This is a genomic window from Ihubacter sp. rT4E-8 (assembly GCF_049852125.1).
Taxonomy (GTDB): domain Bacteria; phylum Bacillota; class Clostridia; order Peptostreptococcales; family Anaerovoracaceae; genus Senimuribacter.
Map to the genome: position 1 here is coordinate 23835 of NZ_CP187532.1, position 17832 is coordinate 41666.

At 46.2% G+C, this 17832-nt stretch carries 16 protein-coding genes; 5 read left to right on the plus strand and 11 right to left on the minus strand.

Going from position 1 to position 17832, the window contains the following annotated elements:
- Positions 1-591 (minus strand): rhomboid family intramembrane serine protease, encoded by a 591-nt coding sequence (locus tag ACPW7J_RS00080; protein WP_424960350.1) that lies wholly within the window; start codon positions 589-591, stop codon positions 1-3.
- Between the two features lie 206 nt (positions 592-797).
- On the opposite strand from ACPW7J_RS00080, the gene ACPW7J_RS00085 reads away from it, so the two are divergent.
- From ACPW7J_RS00085 to ACPW7J_RS00100, 4 genes are read left to right on the plus strand one after another with little or no spacing between them, the layout of a single operon-like run.
- Complete coding sequence (locus ACPW7J_RS00085; protein WP_424960351.1) at positions 798-1832, plus strand: HpcH/HpaI aldolase/citrate lyase family protein; 1035 nt, start codon at positions 798-800, stop codon at positions 1830-1832.
- Positions 1796-2998 (plus strand): phosphoribosyltransferase domain-containing protein, encoded by a 1203-nt coding sequence (locus ACPW7J_RS00090; protein WP_424960352.1) that lies wholly within the window; start codon positions 1796-1798, stop codon positions 2996-2998. The genes ACPW7J_RS00085 and ACPW7J_RS00090 overlap by 37 nt, the downstream gene beginning before the upstream one ends.
- A gap of 15 nt (positions 2999-3013) precedes the next feature.
- On the plus strand, positions 3014-4081 hold the full coding sequence (locus ACPW7J_RS00095) for a cysteine protease StiP family protein (RefSeq protein WP_424960353.1): 1068 nt from the start codon (positions 3014-3016) through the stop codon (positions 4079-4081).
- A 52-nt stretch (positions 4082-4133) separates the two neighbouring features.
- The gene (locus tag ACPW7J_RS00100) at positions 4134-4718 is read left to right on the plus strand and encodes a nucleotidyltransferase family protein (protein WP_424960354.1); all 585 of its coding nucleotides are present in this window, start codon (positions 4134-4136) and stop codon (positions 4716-4718) included.
- Between the two features lie 27 nt (positions 4719-4745).
- On the opposite strand, the gene ACPW7J_RS00105 is transcribed toward ACPW7J_RS00100, so the two are convergent.
- From ACPW7J_RS00105 to ACPW7J_RS00150, 10 genes are all read right to left on the minus strand, one after another.
- Complete coding sequence (locus ACPW7J_RS00105) at positions 4746-5525, minus strand: ABC transporter ATP-binding protein (protein WP_424960355.1); 780 nt, start codon at positions 5523-5525, stop codon at positions 4746-4748.
- Complete coding sequence (locus tag ACPW7J_RS00110) at positions 5510-6517, minus strand: FecCD family ABC transporter permease (RefSeq protein WP_424960356.1); 1008 nt, start codon at positions 6515-6517, stop codon at positions 5510-5512. The genes ACPW7J_RS00105 and ACPW7J_RS00110 overlap by 16 nt, the downstream gene beginning before the upstream one ends.
- The gene (locus ACPW7J_RS00115; protein ID WP_338547044.1) at positions 6514-7569 is read right to left on the minus strand and encodes an ABC transporter substrate-binding protein; all 1056 of its coding nucleotides are present in this window, start codon (positions 7567-7569) and stop codon (positions 6514-6516) included. Before ACPW7J_RS00115 ends, ACPW7J_RS00110 begins: the two co-directional genes overlap by 4 nt.
- 3 nt (positions 7570-7572) lie before the next feature.
- Positions 7573-9888 carry a xanthine dehydrogenase family protein molybdopterin-binding subunit gene (locus ACPW7J_RS00120; RefSeq protein ID WP_424960357.1) on the minus strand — a complete coding sequence of 772 codons (2316 nt, stop codon included), beginning with the start codon at positions 9886-9888 and terminating at the stop codon, positions 7573-7575.
- A 104-nt stretch (positions 9889-9992) separates the two neighbouring features.
- On the minus strand, positions 9993-10337 hold the full coding sequence (locus ACPW7J_RS00125) for a RidA family protein (RefSeq protein WP_201759581.1): 345 nt from the start codon (positions 10335-10337) through the stop codon (positions 9993-9995).
- A 25-nt stretch (positions 10338-10362) separates the two neighbouring features.
- A complete protein-coding gene (locus tag ACPW7J_RS00130) occupies positions 10363-10839 on the minus strand; it encodes a (2Fe-2S)-binding protein (protein ID WP_161874089.1) in 477 nt (158 codons plus the stop codon).
- A 1-nt stretch (position 10840) separates the two neighbouring features.
- Positions 10841-11692 carry an FAD binding domain-containing protein gene (locus tag ACPW7J_RS00135; RefSeq protein WP_424960358.1) on the minus strand — a complete coding sequence of 284 codons (852 nt, stop codon included), beginning with the start codon at positions 11690-11692 and terminating at the stop codon, positions 10841-10843.
- Positions 11693-11759: 67 nt separating this feature from the next.
- Positions 11760-13160 (minus strand): AbgT family transporter, encoded by a 1401-nt coding sequence (locus ACPW7J_RS00140; RefSeq protein ID WP_161874087.1) that lies wholly within the window; start codon positions 13158-13160, stop codon positions 11760-11762.
- A 60-nt stretch (positions 13161-13220) separates the two neighbouring features.
- The gene (locus ACPW7J_RS00145; RefSeq protein WP_161874086.1) at positions 13221-14744 is read right to left on the minus strand and encodes a CoA-acylating methylmalonate-semialdehyde dehydrogenase; all 1524 of its coding nucleotides are present in this window, start codon (positions 14742-14744) and stop codon (positions 13221-13223) included.
- Positions 14745-14902: 158 nt separating this feature from the next.
- Positions 14903-15685: an IclR family transcriptional regulator gene (locus ACPW7J_RS00150; protein ID WP_425755758.1), complete on the minus strand. Its 783-nt coding sequence runs from the start codon at positions 15683-15685 to the stop codon at positions 14903-14905.
- A gap of 340 nt (positions 15686-16025) precedes the next feature.
- Between ACPW7J_RS00150 and ACPW7J_RS00155 the strand changes: the two genes are divergently transcribed.
- Positions 16026-17753, plus strand: coding sequence for a trypsin-like peptidase domain-containing protein (locus tag ACPW7J_RS00155; protein ID WP_425755760.1), 1728 nt, complete (start codon positions 16026-16028; stop codon positions 17751-17753).
- Positions 17754-17832 lie beyond the last annotated feature (79 nt).

Below are 17832 nucleotides of genomic sequence, written 5' to 3' on the forward strand. Positions count from 1 at the left end.
TTATATATAATAATTCGTCTTATTTCTATTCAGCGCATATCCGCAGCTGCCGCCGACAATTCCACCGACAATATGGGTCAGATTGGATACGTTATCTTCTACAAAGATTCCCTGGTATACCTGACCGCCGATATAGATAATGGAGATCAAGATAAAAGTAAGCGGAATTTCCCCCTTTTTCATATCAGTCATAGAGGAAAGGATAATAAAGGCAAATACAACGCCGCTGGCGCCCAAAAGCCCTGTATGCGGAAAATTTAAAATCTGAAGAACACCTGTAATCACTGCTGTCAACAAAATAATAAAGGAAAGATTCCACTTGCCATACTTTTCCTCCAGCAGCGGACCAATTAAAAGAATCATAATAATATTGCCGCTAAAGTGTCCCCATCCTGCATGGCCAAAGACATGTCCTACCATCCTGACATAGGTTAATGGGTTCAGCGGCGAAGATCTATACACACTAAACAGCAGGCGATTCGTCATCCCTGCGGTAATTGTATCTAATAGCAACGCGATCGCGCAGATACTGACAAAGGTCAAAATCACCGGCGAGTTAAAGCTGATCTTTGCTCTCCCAATTCGATTCATACATTCCCTCTTTCGATTGTTTTGATACTTAGCTTTATTGTACCACTTTGTTATCGAAAAATCAATCATTGGAAATGGATCTCGGGACAGCTGGTTTTAATTTACAAAGTCTCTTATGAATGGTATACTCATAGTATTGTATTTTCCCGGAAAGAGGATTACGATTGCTGCGGCAAACGGGTAAGCGCGGCAAGCAGGAGGTATATGTGAATAGAGAATTGGAACAGATCTTATATGATGAAGAACGGATGAAACCTTATCGAGTCGGCGCATTGATGTACTGTCCGGCAAATAATAAAGATGTGGCAGCGAAAATAATAGAGGGGAGCTTTCAGCGCCCGTACTCCTTATCGCTCTGTTTGGAAGACGCCATAAGCGACAGCGCTGTAGCAGCGGCGGAAACAGCTTTGGTGCAGACAATTTTCCACCTGCAAAAACAACAGAAAGAAACACATTTCTATATGCCAAATTTATTTATACGCGTCAGAGAACCGGAGCAAATCAGACGCTTAAGCTGTTTGCTGCAAAATGCGCAGGGCGTGATAGACGGATTTGTGCTGCCGAAATTTTCAACAGATAACGGAAAAGCCTATCTGGATGCAGTAAAACAAGCCAGCGATCGTGCGGGACGGCGGCTATACGTCATGCCGACCTTGGAAAGCGGAGATATTGTCAATCTCCGATCCCGTATTGACACCCTTTACACGATCAAAGAATTTCTGGACGCGGCCAAAGCTTACGTCCTCAACGTGCGCGTAGGAGGAAACGATTTCTGTAAGAGTTTTGGCGTTCGCCGAAACTTCGATGAAACGATTTACGATATCGGCGTAGTTGCCAATTTGCTGTATGACATACTTGGATGCTTTTCAGCGGATTACGTGGTTTCCGGACCGGTATGGGAATACTTCGGAAGTCCGGGAGGACAGTGGAAAACCGGATTAGAGCGCGAGCTGCGCCTGGATAAGCTCAACGGATTTGTTGGAAAAACGGTGATACATCCCAATCAAATACAGGTGGTAAATCAGGCGCTGAAGGTGGATCGAGACGATCTGGATGATGCTCTCAGCATTATGGCATTAGCAGAGAATGACAGAGTTTATGTGGAAAAATCCGTATCGGGGCAGAGAATGAACGAATATAAGACACATTTCATTTGGGCAGAAAAAGTGATACGGTTAGCAAAAATATACGGAGTGAATGAAAAATGGAGCAGGAGAGAGGAAAGGATTATACCGCTGTAGATTTAATTGCCGTGGCAAAACGGGATAATAATAAAAAGAGGCCTTATCTTTTAGTAAATCCTTTGCAGGGTAAGCATGTGCCGGTCTCGCCGTCAGTCTCTCTCTCTTTGTTTGACACATTGGCCAACAAAGTAAATAAAGAATTAAACATAGATGGAGGGGTTCTTTTTATCGGCTTTGCTGAAACTGCAACAGCAATTGGCGCGGCAGTCGCCTGCAATTTTACGAAAAAAAACAAAGTATATGTGATGCAGACCACAAGGGAGGCAGACGCCGCAGAGAACTTTCTGTACTTTAGTGAAACGCATAGCCATGCCACAGAGCAGAGGCTGGCGGCTGATGGTCTTCAGGAGGTTCTGGAAAAGGTTGATACAATTATCTTCGTAGAAGACGAAGTCACCACGGGAAACACGATCTGCCGCCTTATAAACACAATGAAGGCAGCCTATCGTTTAGATACGAAAAAATGGGCGGTAGCATCCTTGCTCAATGGTATGACAACAGAACGTGAGAAGGAATTTGGAGAAAAGGTCGGACAACTGTGTTATCTGGTGAAATCAGATAACCAGCGGTATGCTGACAAGCTACACCTCTTTGCGGGAAATGGAAAAACACATCAGTTCGGGGAGCTTGATGGAACACATTTTTCGATACAGGATAACGAAACGATAGACGTAACTACCATGTCGGGCGGACAGAATCTATGTCGCGTCAAAAGTTCAGAAAAATATCAGGAGGCAGCGCGCAGCTTCGCAAAGGATGTCTGCCATTTAGCAGCGCCGCGGCTTGGAGAGTCAATTTTAGTTTTGGGCACGGAGGAATTCATGTATCCGGCTTTACTTGCAGCTACCGAAATGGAACAGCAGGTGGGCGCTGTCGGCAGCGTATGCTTCCATGCCACAACGCGCAGTCCCATTTTGCCGTCGACAGAATCGGAATATCCCCTCCACGAAAGATGGCAGCTTCGAAGCCTATATGATGCAGAAAGAATCACCTATATTTATAATTTAAAGGCATACGACCGGGTTTTTATTATAACAGACGCAACCATAAAAACGCCCGCCTATTGGCCGGGTCTACACGATTTGAAGACAGCGTTGAAGCAGTCGGGAAACCATTGTATTCACCTGATCTGCCGGCAAGATGAGGATAAGAAGAAATTTTAGGGAGAAAATCTTTTGATGAGAAGTTCTTATAAAAAAGAAGATGTAACAATCCTGTTAAAGGATATTACCGGGCTTGTCCAGCCGCAGCCTACCGAAGAAAGAGAAAAGGCAATACAAACGGGACGTCACTACAGCGAAATGCTTCCCATAGAATACGCGCCGTCAAAGCAGTATATGGAGGCCTATGAGGCGGCTCTGAAGTCCTTTGGACAGAAAACAGCAGACGCTGTGGCGGTTGCCGCGAAAAAAATTTTGGCGGAAAAAGGCTCTAATGTTGCGCTGGTATCTTTGGCCAGAGCCGGAATACCGGTAGGCATTTTACTGAAACGCTATATGGCAGCCTTTCTTGGAACAGATCCACATCATTATGCGGTTTCTATTATCAGAGATCGCGGAATAGATACCAACGCCATGACGTATATCCTGAAACGGCACAAGCCGGAGAATCTGCAGTTCGTTGACGGCTGGATTGGAAAAGGCGCTATTCTTCGCGAGCTCGAAAAGGATCTGACCGAATTTCCAGGGGTCTCCCCGGAGCTTGCCGTCCTTGCCGATCCCGCCCATATGACCAGCCTTTGCGGTACCCATGAGGATATTCTCATTCCAAGCTCCTGTCTCAACAGCACAGTATCAGGTTTAATCAGCAGAACCTTTCTTCGCAGCGATATCATCGGCCCTGAGGACTTTCACGGCGCGGTGTATTACGGAGAATTGGCGGAAAAGGATTTGTCCTCAGCATTTCTTGAAGCGATCACGTCAAACTTCCGCCGTCAAAGTGTATCCGGCGATACGCCATCAAAGCGTCAAGGTAAGCGGCATTTAACAGGCCTGGAAGAATCGAGGGAAATAGCGGACACCTTTAATATCAGCGATATCAACCTGGTAAAGCCGGGTATTGGCGAAGCTACGCGCGTATTGCTGCGACGCGTGCCCTGGAAAATTCTCATCAGAAAAGGAGCTTTGGGTGATGCAAGTGTCAGACATCTACAGCAGCTAGCAGCGGAAAAGGCAGTCGACATAGAGGAATATCCCCTGCAGAATTATATAGCCTGTGGCATTATTCGAAAACTGAAGGATGTTTAACCTTTATGCATTATAATAAGTTTGAAAAACTCAGAAAGGAGAAGTGGACCATATGAAACTCCTGCGTCTTTCCGCTATCATTTTAGCTTCCGGCCGCGCCAGTCGCTTCGGTGAAAACAAGCTTCTCCATCCGATTGACGGCAAGCCGATGATAGAGAAATTATTTTCCTCCATTCCGTCCGGCCTGTTTGAGCAGGTCATCGTCGTATCCATCTATAGCGATATTCTGGCAATAGCAAGAAAATATGGTTATGTGGCAGTTCAGAATGAGGATACTACCGATGATATCGCAAAAACCATAGCCCTTGGTATGGCTGAAATCGATCCTCTTTGCCGAGGCTGTATGTTCTTTGTTTCCGATCAACCCTGGCTCACAACACGGACCATTCAAGAGCTCGCTGCTCACTTCTGCGAAGAATCGGAGAAAATTCACGTTCCACTTTGCAACGGTAAACAGGGAAATCCGGTAATCTTCCCATCGCGTTACTTCACAGAGCTTAGCGAACTGCCCCCTGATCACGGCGGAAAATATCTTTGCAAAAAGTATCCAGAAGCAGTTTCCTTTCTGCCTGTTCTCAATCCTCTGGAACTAAAGGATATAGATAAAAAAACAGATTTACTCTCTATACGCAAATAACAGGCCTGGCGCACACTGCCTGGCCTGTTACTGCCTGTAACCGATATAAAGTTCTTTGTCTCTACTGTACACTTTCACGCCAGGGAATACTTGCCGCAAATTATCTTCCATTTCCTCTGCTGATTCTTCTGCCATTCTCATCTCCGCACAGATTTTACCCGTCTTTAACAGATACACTTTATCACAATAGGATAAGGCTAGCTGGGGATCGTGAAGTACAAGCAGCGCGCCCAAATTTTCTTCATCAGCTAATTTTCGCAGCATCTGCATAAGATGATACCTGTTATTCACATCGAGAGCGCTATCCGGTTCATCAAATAGGAGAAGCGGCGCGCCCTGCACCATTGCTCTGGCGATCATTACCATCTGCTTCTCGCCTTCACTCAGATACATATAATTCGCCTCCCCTAAATAGGATAAGTGGAGGTACTCTAATGCTGCCCGCGCTTTGCGTATATGACGTTCCGATGGCGTCTGCCCGAAAGACAACTCAGGATTTACACCCATAAGAACCATATCCAATACGCCTGTATCAAAGTATACGCCAAATCGCTGCGGCAGATACGCCGCCAATTTGGCGCGCTGCTTCGCTGAAAAATCCCATACATTATTCTCCTCAATGAAAATTTGTCCATCCTGCTGCTTCTCCATACCTCCGATCAGCTTTAAAAGAGTGGATTTTCCGGAGCCATTCTCTCCCAGCAGCGCACAAAGCTGTCCGGCCTCCACCTGCAAAGAAACGCCGTCCAACACCTTTTCCCGCTTGTAGGAAAACTTCAAATCCTCTATTCTCAGTAAAATCTCCAATCCCTCCTTTTTATCATCAACAGAACTAAAAACGGTGCGCCAATCAATGACGTCAAGATGCTGACAGGAATTTCAATGTCGAAAAAACCCCGAGAAGCACAATCCGCCATAACCATCAAAATCCCCCCTAAAATACAGGCTAGCGCCGCCGTCTTAAGATTACTTTTCTGGGTTAACATTCTTGCAGCATGAGGCGCGACCAGGCCGATAAAGGTAATCAATCCCGTAACCGATACGATGGCAGACACAATAATAGTCGTCGCCGCAAGAATCACAGTTCGCGTCAAACCTACTCTAACGCCCAGAGCTGCGGCTTCCTCATTGGATAATCCGAGGATTGTAATCTGATAGCGAACGAAAAACAGGGCGGCCATACCTGCTGCAAAGAAAGGAAATACCCATAAAACCTTAGAAAACGTAATTGCAGAAAGCCCTCCCATAGACCAGTATTCCAGAGGCGCCAACTCACGATTGGGATCCGCGAATAGTTTCAGTACCATGATGACAGCTTCAGCCATAGCGCTAATTACAATGCCCGAAAGTACAATAGAGGCCAATGAATTTTTGTGTCCGTTCTTCGAGAAAAACAACACCAGCAGAACAGCCCCTATCCCTCCGAGGAATGCGTAAATGGGCACAAGTATTGAACCTGCGCCCATCATTACAATTCCCACAGCAGCTCCCGCATTAGCGCCACTGGCCACGCCAATTAAATCGGGAGACGCCAAAATATTCTTAAACAGAAGCTGATAAATATATCCTGCCAAGCTTAAACCTACGCCTGCCATAAGCGCCATCAATGTACGCGGCAGCCGCAGTCTCATAAAGACGTCATAGGTTACCCCGGCGACCTCATGTCCTCTGCCGGTCAGAATCTTAACAATCTCGTCTAATGAAATGGGATATTTTCCAATCAGCAGCGATATACCAGTAAAACACAGCAGCGCTATCCCAAAAATGTAAATCAGTCGATTTTCTTTTTTACCGTTCACGACAGTGTTACAAGCTCCTTATCTGCTTCAAATCCATAAAAACGCTGATAAAAATCTGCCACGTCTTCTCTCAGCTCATCTAAACTATACGCTTCCGGATGCAGTGCGGCAAAAAGCCACAGCTTTCCAAGCGCGCCTGATGGAACAGGCGAGTCCCAGGCCTCAAAGTCTGAAGGCATAGTCAGCACTTTACCTTCCTTTACGGCGGTTAAATTAGCAAGCTCAGGCACAGCGCACAGGTCTTCTGCTGTATAGCTGGCTTCCGGTACGATCACAATATAGTCAGGATCCCATGCCAGAAGCTGTTCATAAGAAACGCCGGACCAGCTGTCGCCTTTAATTTCAGCAGCTGCATTTTTACCTTTCGCCGCTTCAATCAGCGTATTCTGATACATATCCGCCGGACAGGTTCTAAGCATATCACTGTTGCCCGCCAGATAAATAATCGGCGCATCTTCCTCTTTTCCTTTTTCCTGAAGCTTTTCATTCACCTCATCGTAGTAATGCAGCAGCGCTTCGGCTCTCTCGCCTTCTCCTACTGCAGTAGCGATCATACTGATCGCTTCCTCAAGCAGTTGATCGTCTTCGGGACTGATCAGTAATACTGGAATACCCATTTCCTCTAATGCCCGCGCCGGTTCCTGAAGCTTTTTCGGCAAAACCACCAAATCCGGTTCTAACGCGATACATGCCTCTAAGTTGAAATCCTTTGCTGACCCTGTATTCGGCAGATCAATAATTTCAGGCGCGGCAAGTGTATAGATATTTCTCTCTTTCGCCTTCGCCTCAATGCCTACCAACCGTTCCTTGCAATCCAACGCAAGCAATATAGATGTAGAGATATAATAACCGCTTACGATTTTCTCTGGCCTGCTTTCAATCGTCACCTCACGACCCGCCTGGTCAGTTACGGTCACCTTCTCCCAAGAAGTATTGCCGTCCTTCGACGCATCGTTTTCAGATCCACAAGCTGCTGCCGAGAACATCATAGAGAAGATCAGCATCAGCACGAGAAGCTTTTTAAATCTCCTATTTTCATTTCTTATATTCATAATCTATTCCTTTCCTTTGTCACATTTATGCAATGCTTCCATAACCCGAACCGGCGTGAGCGGAATCGTATTGATAAAGACCCCCGTCGCGTCAAAGAAAGCGTTTCTGATCGCTGGCGCGATGCCAACCACCGGCGGCTCTCCGATTCCTTTTGCGCCAAATGGACCGAGTACATTCGGATGCTCTACGATGATCGTTTCCAGATTCGGCACGTCGACAGCTGTCGGAATTAAAAAGTCATGATAGGTATGATTCTTCATCCGGCCCTGGCTCATAAAATGCTCCTCCATGATGCCCCAGCCGATGCCCTGGGCCATGCCGCCTTCCATCTGACCCTCTACTGTACTCGGGTTAATCGCTTTTCCGACGTCACATGCCAAAATGCACCGCAAAACAGTAAGCTCTCCTGTCTCTGTATCTACTTCCAGCTCTACACCGCAGGTTCCAAATGTAAATGCATGCATTTGATCGTGGGTGCCCTTAGGATTCGGGTGTACTCTCGGAGGAAACCATGACCCGATCGCTGCAAGCGGTATCTGCGCTCTGTAAGCGCCTGTCACGATTTTCTCCAGTGGAATGGCGGTTTCCGGTTTTCCTTTGACGAAAACTGTGTCCTCTGCCATAGCTAGAGACTCTGTTCCTACCTTGAAAACCTCGTCCGCCGCATATTTGATAAACCGTTCCCGCAGCGTTTTGCAGCCTGCCAGAACCGCGTTTCCCATCAGGGCTGTCGTTCTTGAAGAAACTGTGGCGCCAGCTTCTAATGAGGTTGCTGAATTAGAGTAATCCACGTATACCTTTTCATAGGAAACTCCCATCGCTTCCGCTGCAATCTGCTTCATCGCCACAAGAAGTCCCTGTCCCAATTCATTAGAAGACAATCCAATGTTAATAGAGCCGTCCCGCTGCGCCTGTACGATACAATGGGCGCCGTCCGGAGAACTGCCTGTTCCTATGCCGTACATAAAGCAGGCCACGCCCTTTCCCCGTTTCTTCACACCGGTTCCTCTATCTCTAGGCGCGTCCCAGCAAAGCGCTTCCTTCACCTTGAGCAGACATTCTTCCAGGCCAACGCCGCGCTCTCCCAGCATAACCTGTCCGGTATGAATGCGATCGCCGTCCCTTACGATGTTCTTTAATCGTAATTCAATCGGATCCATTCCCAGCTCATGAGCCAGCATATCCATTTGACATTCGATCGCGAAATGTGCCTGCGGCGCGCCTAATCCTCTAAACGCGCATCCATATGGATGATTTGTATAAACAGAATGGCCATGGGCTCTCGATACTGGAATTTTATACGGACCGCCCGCATATAGCACCGTTCTGTCTGGAATCGCGTCTACTGACTGATACGCACCCTTATCTATAATATTGAATACATCTATTCCTAGTATTTTTCCCGTTTTATCCGCGGCTAACCGATGATGCAGAAATGCCGCATGTCTCTTTCCTGTAGTACGAAATACTTCTTCCCGTGTCTCCTCGTAAAATACAGGTCTTCCTGTCCTCAGAGCCAATACACCGGCAATTGCAGAAACATCAAAGGTCGAGTCTTCCTTTCCTCCAAATGCGCCGCCTACAATGGTACTGATCACATGAATTTTGCTCTGCGGCAGTCCAAACACTTTACAGAGCGATTTTTTCGCACCCTGCACATTATGCTGAGGACTGTAAATTGTAATACCGCCCTGTATCAAATCTGGTTCTGCAATGCACACATCCGGTTCAATGTACGCGTGGTCAACCATAGGCGTTTCAAAGTAATGATCGAGAATTACATCTGCTTTTTCAAAAGCTGCCTCCACATCGCCTCGCAGCACCTTTGCGCTATAGGAAATATTACTATCGCCAGAAAAAGGATGTTTCTCATGGATCGCCCCGGCTTCCATCTCAAAAACCTCTCTCGGATCGTCATAAGCAGGAAGGGGTTCATACTCTACTTGAATCAAAGAAATCGCTTTTTCCGCTGTCGCCAGATCCCGAGCTGCTAAAATCGCTACCGCGTCACCCTCGTAAATCACTTTATTTTCCGCCAAAACAGGCTTATCATATTCGTCTAAACCATATCCATTCACACATCCTGGCGGCAAATCCTTAGCAGTCATGACAGCTTCCACTCCGTCAAGGGCTTCTGCCTGTGAAGTATCAATAGACACTATTTTAGCATGCCCATAAGGGGAAAACAAGGCCTTTGCATACAACAGGTCTGTACGGTGAACAGCTAAATCCGCAGTAAATTTTGCCGCGCCCGTCACCTTTGCGATGGTATCAGGCTTTACCATTCGTTTTCCAATAAGACTGTTATTCCTATTCATGATGTTCTTACTCCTATTTTGCAAAAACAACGCCTTCGGCTGGCATCCGAAGCCAAAGACAGCGGTGTCAACCGAAGGTATCTTTTCTATTCAGCGTTACGGTCTTATTTTACCACAGCAGTAACGACCATTTCCACCAGTCTGTCCTCTAACGCCATATCAGCGGATACTGTCGCTCTTGCAGGCTCCTTTCCTTCTACAACCCAGGCTTCCCACACCTCATTCATATCATCGAAATCTCGTAGGACATCCTTCAAAAAGATCTGAACGCGAACGATATGTTCCTTGTCCGAATTGTATTTTGCTAATGTTTCATCGATAATATTCAGAACGCCCTGAGTCTGTTCTTTGATATCTTTACCTTCACTAGTTCTTCCTGTCAAATACAGCACTCCGTTATGCTCCGTTACTAAAGATAAACGTCCGTCGCCTTCATAATATTTAATCATAATTTTTTCCTTCCCTTCTATGTTCTTATGCTTTCTGAGCCTGCATGCGCATGGCAGCAAGCTGAATCGCTTCTACAATTTTTTGATATCCTGTGCAGCGGCAAAGATTTCCTGAGATTGCAATGCGAATTTCTTCTTCTGTCGGATCAGGATTCTCCTTGAGCAAGGCATACGCCGCCAGAACCATACCCGGAATACAAAAACCACATTGTACAGCGTTTACATCAACAAAAGCCTGCTGCACCGGATGAAGCTGATCCGTCGTTCCAAGACCTTCTATGGTCATAACTCGTTTTCCCTCAATCATTCCGGTGAGCATGGTACATGACCTGACAGCCACGTCGTCAACTAATACTGTACATGCTCCGCAATCTCCTGTACCGCATCCCTTTTTTGTACCTGTAAGTTTAAACCTGTTTCTTATCGTATCTGTCAGAATTTCATCACCCTCAATTTCACAGCTAACAGGTTCTCCATTTAGAACAAATGATATACGGCGCATATTACTTCCTCCTTTCAGCGCTGGCAAGCGCCCTGGAAAATGCTTGCGCAACAACAGCTCTGGTTGTAAGCTCTTTATATTCCTTAAAGTAGGACTCCCGCAAAACCGCTTCCTTCGGAAAAGTCTCTTTCAGATATTGCCGCGCTTCCGCTGGTTTCATACCTGTCACAGCTTCCTCCAGACTGAACGCACGCACAATATTTGCATTTAACGCCCCCAGGGATATGGAGGCGCGACTGATTACATCACCCTCTAGCTGTACTCTTGCGCCAACCAGTATTTTGCCAATGTCCTGCGCCTTACGGCGAGCCACTTTGCAATAACCGGTACCTTCTCCCAGCTGTATTGCCGGAAAACAAATCTCTCGAATGATTTCATCAGCACGCTTCACCGTACGATTTCTTCCCAAATAAAAATCCTGTAGCGGTACTTTTCTCTCACCTTGCTCACTGACAAGCACGATCTCAGACTTAAGCGCCATTAACATCGTTGCGCAATCAGCTGCCGGCGCAGCCGTACCAATATTACCTGCCGGCGTTGCAACAGCTCGAACGCCTGGACTTCCCAGATTGGAGATCGCCGTAATCAATCCCTCAATTTTCTGGCATATGAGATCCTGCGCCATCTCTCTGTAGGTCATATTCCCACCCAGCATAACGCAGCCCTTTTCTTCCCGAACATATCGCAGCTCCGCTAGCTGTCCAATATAAACAATGGCGGAAGGCGCGATCCTTTTCTGACTGATATCTATTACAATATCGCTGCCTCCGTTTACAATAACCGCCTTCTCTTTATAGTGGCCAAGAATTTCTAATGCCTCCTGCAATGTGTCGGGTCTAAAAAATTCTGCCATGAACAGGCCTCCTTTCACAGAATTTGTTTTTCTGTTTAGCAATCTCTTTTTCTACCGCGGTGTTTTCTTAGAACGGCCCATACTGCGTCACATGGGCAATAATGATAAACACAAGACCAATTACAAACTGAATTCCGATCAGAGGCAGCATCCATTTTGCCCATTTCTCCCAAGGAACCTTTGCAAGTGCAAGCCCTGCCATCAGGAAGCCTGAAACGGGTGTCAATACATTGGACAGTCCATTACCCACTGACAACGCCATAACTGCCGTTTGTCTCGTTACATCTACCAGATCTGCCAGCGGCGCCATGAGAGGCATGGTAAGCGCAGCCTGTCCGGATCCTGATACAACGACTAAGTTCAACAGATTTTGGAAAATGTACATACCGATCGCGGAGAAGATTGGCGGCAGCACACCGAGTACAGAAGCCGCACCGTGTAAGATCACGTGAAGGATACTGCCGTCGGTCAATACGACTACAATAGCCTTGGAGAAACCAACGATTAACGCGCCTGTAGCAAGATCCATCATGCCCTTTCCAAGAACCTCGGCATAACGGTTGAAGCCAATTTTTCCGATGATTGCACAGATAATGGAAGTTCCAAGGAACAGCGCACAAATTTCATCCATATACCAACCCAGCTCGATTACACCGTAAACCAGCAGTACAATCATCAAAAGGAATACGATCAAAATGGCCTTTTCACGTCCACCAAACTTCGGCAAATTTTCAAGATCCAGGGTATCATCTCTCTGCTTGTCCAATTCATACATCGGCGAAAGCTGCGGGTCTTTTTTTACTTTTCTCGCATACCGCATAATCCACAGAGAGGTTACTACCAGCATCGTCACAAACAGAGCAATTCTAAGACCCATACCGGAAAGCGGCGGCAGCTCCGAAATGCCCTGCGCAACCTGCAAACAGAATGGGTTCATAAACTCACCGGCCCAACCGATCGCTCCGCCAACCATAACGATAGCTACGCCAACGATGGAGTCATATCCCATAGCCAAACACAGAGCGACAAAGAGGGGAACTAAAGGTACGGATTCTTCACACATACCGAAAATTGCGCCGCCCAAGCCAAACAACGCCAGAACAATCGGAATAATAATCAGATCTTTTCCTTTTAAACTCTTTGCCAGTTTACCAACGCCTGCCTCCAGTGCGCCTGTAGACTGTATGACTGCCATAGCGCCTCCTACAATAAAGAGGAAGAATACAATCTGCGCGCTCTCCTGCAGGCCTCTGGTGATGGAAGTAAGCATTTGCATTAGAGACACCGGCGTCTGCTCTATGGTATGATAAGAATCCGGGTCAACAACAGATCTGCCGTCCAATTCCATCATCTCATATGTACCTGCCGGCACAATATAGGATAATATGCTGCAAACCAAAATAATTGCAAACAGAATGATAAATACATTCGGCACAGCAAACCTTTTCTTTTTCTTTCCTTTTTCCATTACTTTTCTCCTTTCCATAATGTGAACTTTCATTTATAAATACCGCTTGAAATCCGATTGCTAAATTCTTTCAACGGTTCCTTCCCAGGTATCAACTTCCTTTTTCTTTTTTCTTGCTGTCTCATCATACCAATGCTTCGTCACGGTCTTAGCCCGCGTATAGAATCGAACGCCGTCCTTTCCAAGTACATGCAAATCTCCAAAGAAGGAATCCTTGTTTCCGGAGAATGGAAAATATGCGGACGGCACAGGAATTCCTACGTTGATGCCTACCATTCCGCCGTCAGTACGGAACTCAAATTCTCTGGCATAATATCCGTTTTGTGTGAAGATTACAGAGCCGTTGGCAAATGGATTTTCATTCATCAAAGCAAGTCCCTCTTCAAAATTCTTCACCCGTTTTATCAATGTCACCGGACCAAAGATTTCTCTGTCGCCAATGGTCATGCCCGGCTTTACATGGTCAAAAATCGTTGGCCCGACGAAAAAGCCTTTTTCAAAGCCTGGAACTGTAACGTTACGGCCATCTAACACGAGTTCAGCGCCCTCGTCAATTCCTTTCTGAATCCAATCACATACCTTTGCCTTATGCTCCGCCGATACAACCGGACCCAGACTTGTTTCCGGATCATACGCGCAGCCGACCTTCATTGCCATAGCCTTTTCCTTCAACAAAGCAACGAACGTATCAGCAATGGATTCCTGTACTACAATAACCGGAAGGGCCATACATCTCATACCAGCGCATCCATATGTAGAGTTGATAATTGCGCTTGCAGCGCTTTCCAAATCAGCATCCTCCAAAACAAGCGCATGATTTTTCGCTTCACACTGTGCCTGCACACGCTTTCCGTTTGCCGCAGCTGTAGAGTAAATCTGCTTGCCAACGCCTGTCGTACCTACAAAAGTAACTGCCTTAACTCGTGAATCTGTCAAGAAAATATCTGCTTCTTTTCTACTGCAGGTTACCAAATTGACAACGCCCTTCGGGAATCCTCCTTCTTCATAGAAAAGCTCTAATATGCGCATCGCTGTAAGTGGCGTCGCGCTGGATGCTTTCAATACAACTGTATTTCCAGAGGCGATCGCAAGCGGTACCATCCAGCCCCATGGAATCATCGCCGGGAAGTTAAACGGTACAATCCCCGCTACAACGCCTAACGGCATCCGATAAGTCGCTGTATCAAATCCGGTTGTTACCTGCAAAGATGCATCGCCCTGCATCAGTGTCGGTAAGGAGCAAGCATGTTCTGTCGGCTCAATCGCTTTCAACACGTCGCCTCTCGCCTCTGCTAAAGTCTTACCTAACTCTTTCGCGCATAACAGTGTCAATTCTTCCAGATGTTCTATCAGAATGTTTCTCCATTTAAACATCATCTGCGTTCTCTGACTTAATGAGAGCTTCGACCATGCAGGAAAAGCCTCCTGTGCCGACGCAATAGCCGATTCTACTTCCTCTGCCGTACAACAGGGAACTTCTGCAATAATTTCTCCTGTGCTTGAATCAGTGACAGGCATATACTTGTCCGTTTTTGACAAATGCCATTCACCATTCACACAATATTTCTTCCTTTCGACATTCATTTTCGTACTCCTCCAAAAATATTCTTTTTTTAGAACCTAATTTCATTTTATTCCACTATTTTTACTTTGTCAACATAAAATGAAATTTAATTTCATTTTTCTGCAAATATGAAAAATCCCCTCTGATAACCCATGCTATCAAAGGGGATATGCTTTACTTATTCATAATAACCCATTCTGAAGGATATTTCCTCTGCCACAACTCTCAGCTCCGGTAAAATGTCACTGTGAATGTGTTCGAACGACATATTCTCCACCTTTCCGAAACAGCTTAGAGCCGCTGTAATTTGACCGCTGTAATCGTAGATCGGAACCGCGACACATCGCAATCCTGGTTCACACTCCTGGTCGTCTAACGCATACTTATTATTTTTCGTCCGGCGGAGTTCTTCCGTCAGATCTTTCTTCGTTGTAATCGTTCTTTCAGTCAGCTGAACTAATCCCTTCTGGCTGATCAGCAAATCAATATCGCTTTCCTGGTATTCTGTCAAAAATAACTTGCCTGAAGAAACAGCATGGATCGGCGCCTGCAGTCCAATACGCTGCAAAGGTACGCCGCCGCTGATGCTCGTAGGATCATATACACAATCCAAATATACGCATTCCATTCCTCTCTCTATGACCAAACTCACTCCTCGGGAAAGCTTAACAGATAATTCACTTACCAAATTTCCGGAAAGGGTCCTTATAGTCATATGATTTCGCACTAATTTTCCATATTCACAGATACGCCACGTCATCGCGTAGCGGTTTGTTGCCGCATCCTGGAATACCAAACCTTCTTCCACCAGCGCGTTTAAATACCTGAATGCCGTTGCCGTCGGTACTCCTATGTTTTCCGAAATATCCTGCAGCCGCATCGGCGTACGGCTTTCTGAAATGCAAGATATAAGTTGTACTAATTTAGATACTGTCTGATTCGATGCTTTTTTTTCCATCATAATTAAGCCCTTGCTTTTCTTCGTCTACAAAATCTTATCGCATTTTAACAACCCACTGCTGTTAAATTCAAGACAAGCATTATGCCGTTTTCTCTTATTTTCAATGTATACAGCTAATTCATTCCTATGATTATCTGTCTCCTATATATCAATATACCGTATAATCCACCTCCTGTCAATGCTGCTGATGCCTTCTGATACAGCAAAAGTTTGAGCCAACATATCAGAAGTAGGCCAAGTCATATTTAACTCAATTTTCTTTCCCATTTTGTCGTTTTATGATAAAATACAGATAACAACAGCCGAATGGAGGTCAAAGAATCAAAAGATGAAAATAAACATGAACAAAATGCCGATTCATTCTCTAGAAGCGTTTTTCAGTATTAACGGCAGATACGCTGCTTCTGCTCAGGAAAAGGATTGCTGCTTTCTATGTTATATCGGCTTTGATCAATCTGATACATTTCCCAGCCGTTTGATCCATTGTGAAAAACAATTCCTTACAGCTGCGGCAGCACGCGGCGCCGGCTATTTCCGTACCGACAAGCTTCCTTTCCGCCCAACCCCGGATGAAGTTTCCGCGTATCAGCAAATCCTCGGTCAGATCAACAGTCTCACAGAAAGCAAGCTGGATGGACTCCATTTTGCATTTAATAATCCAGTTTTGGACAGTAATGTAACCTCAGCCATCCAAAAAACGCGCGCCCTTTTTACCCAGGTACAAACCACCTGCAGCGATTCTATGCTCAACAATTTTACCACAAAGCTGCTTTACTGGATTGATACCTATTTCCCAAAGCTGTTTCTGCCCGGATTCACACCTCAGGCATCCCCGAAATTCGTATTCCATGGCCCTGTCAAGCTGCAGGAATACCTATTTCTCTATTTGCTTACCCAAGTCGGTTGCGACATACTCTATCTGAATACACAGGCACATCCAGACCTTCCACAAAAATGTCTGGCTCTCTCCCAGGTCCACGAGGATGCAAACCGAGGCTCACTGACCTTACCCCCATTCATTGATCAAAAGGTGTCCGTCGAAACGGTTTCCACCCCGTCCCAGGAAAATGGCGCGCATGCCCAGACCAGCACGGCACAGCAGAAAACACCACCTTCCCGTTCACCGGAAATACCACATAAACAAGGCTCTGCGCTTTCCCATGCGCCTGTATCCAGACCACCTGATAGACCGTCTGAACACACCGGTTCTATTAAGGCGTCTGTTCCCATGCCGCCCAATACGTCAAATATTTCTTCAGGCTGCATCGCTTCTATTCCAATGCCGCCATACCAGAGGAACGAAAATACCGGCGGATGCACCGCGACGATTCCAATGCAGACTTCCCCATCAATCCAGCGCCGCAGCAGTATGTCCACTATACAAAGCCAGCCTGCTGCTTCTGGCAATATGCCTATGCCGCACAAGCCTGCCAGACAATCTTCGCCTGGGCCGGTTCCGTCTCCGCCGCCGCGTCCGGTAGCGTCCATCTCGCAAACAGAACTGGATTACGAACAGCTGGCCTCCATGGCGTCCTCCGTTGTAATGGTGGAGGTAGCGGACAACAAAGGGCAACCGTTTAAATCAGGCTCCGGTGTAATGATTGGCAGAGACGGCTACATACTGACTAATTTTCATGTAACGAATGAGGGAGCATTATACGGCATACGGATCGAAGGAGAAGAAAGAATTTATGAGACGTCTCGTATTGTCAAATACAATCCTTTGTTCGATCTGGCCGTACTGCAGATCGACCGTCAGCTGACGCCTATTCCGCTGTGTCAAAACAGGAAGCTTACAAGAGGACAAAAGGTGGTTGCGATCGGCAGTCCTTTGGGATTATTTAATACTGTATCCGACGGTATTATCTCTGCGTTCCGCAGTGTGCGCGACGTTCCTATGATTCAATTTACCGCTCCTATTTCCAGCGGAAGCTCCGGGGGCGCTGTTTTGAACATGTACGGAGAACTCATCGGCCTTTCAACTGCCGGATTCGATGACGGACAAAATTTAAATCTTGCTGTAGATTACAATACGATACGATCTTTCCTGGGAAATTTACTAGGATAAGCATCATGAGCCCGCTGTCTTTCATCAATAAATTTTACCTTTTTGCGGTATAAATCTTTACATACCTCCCGTATAATAT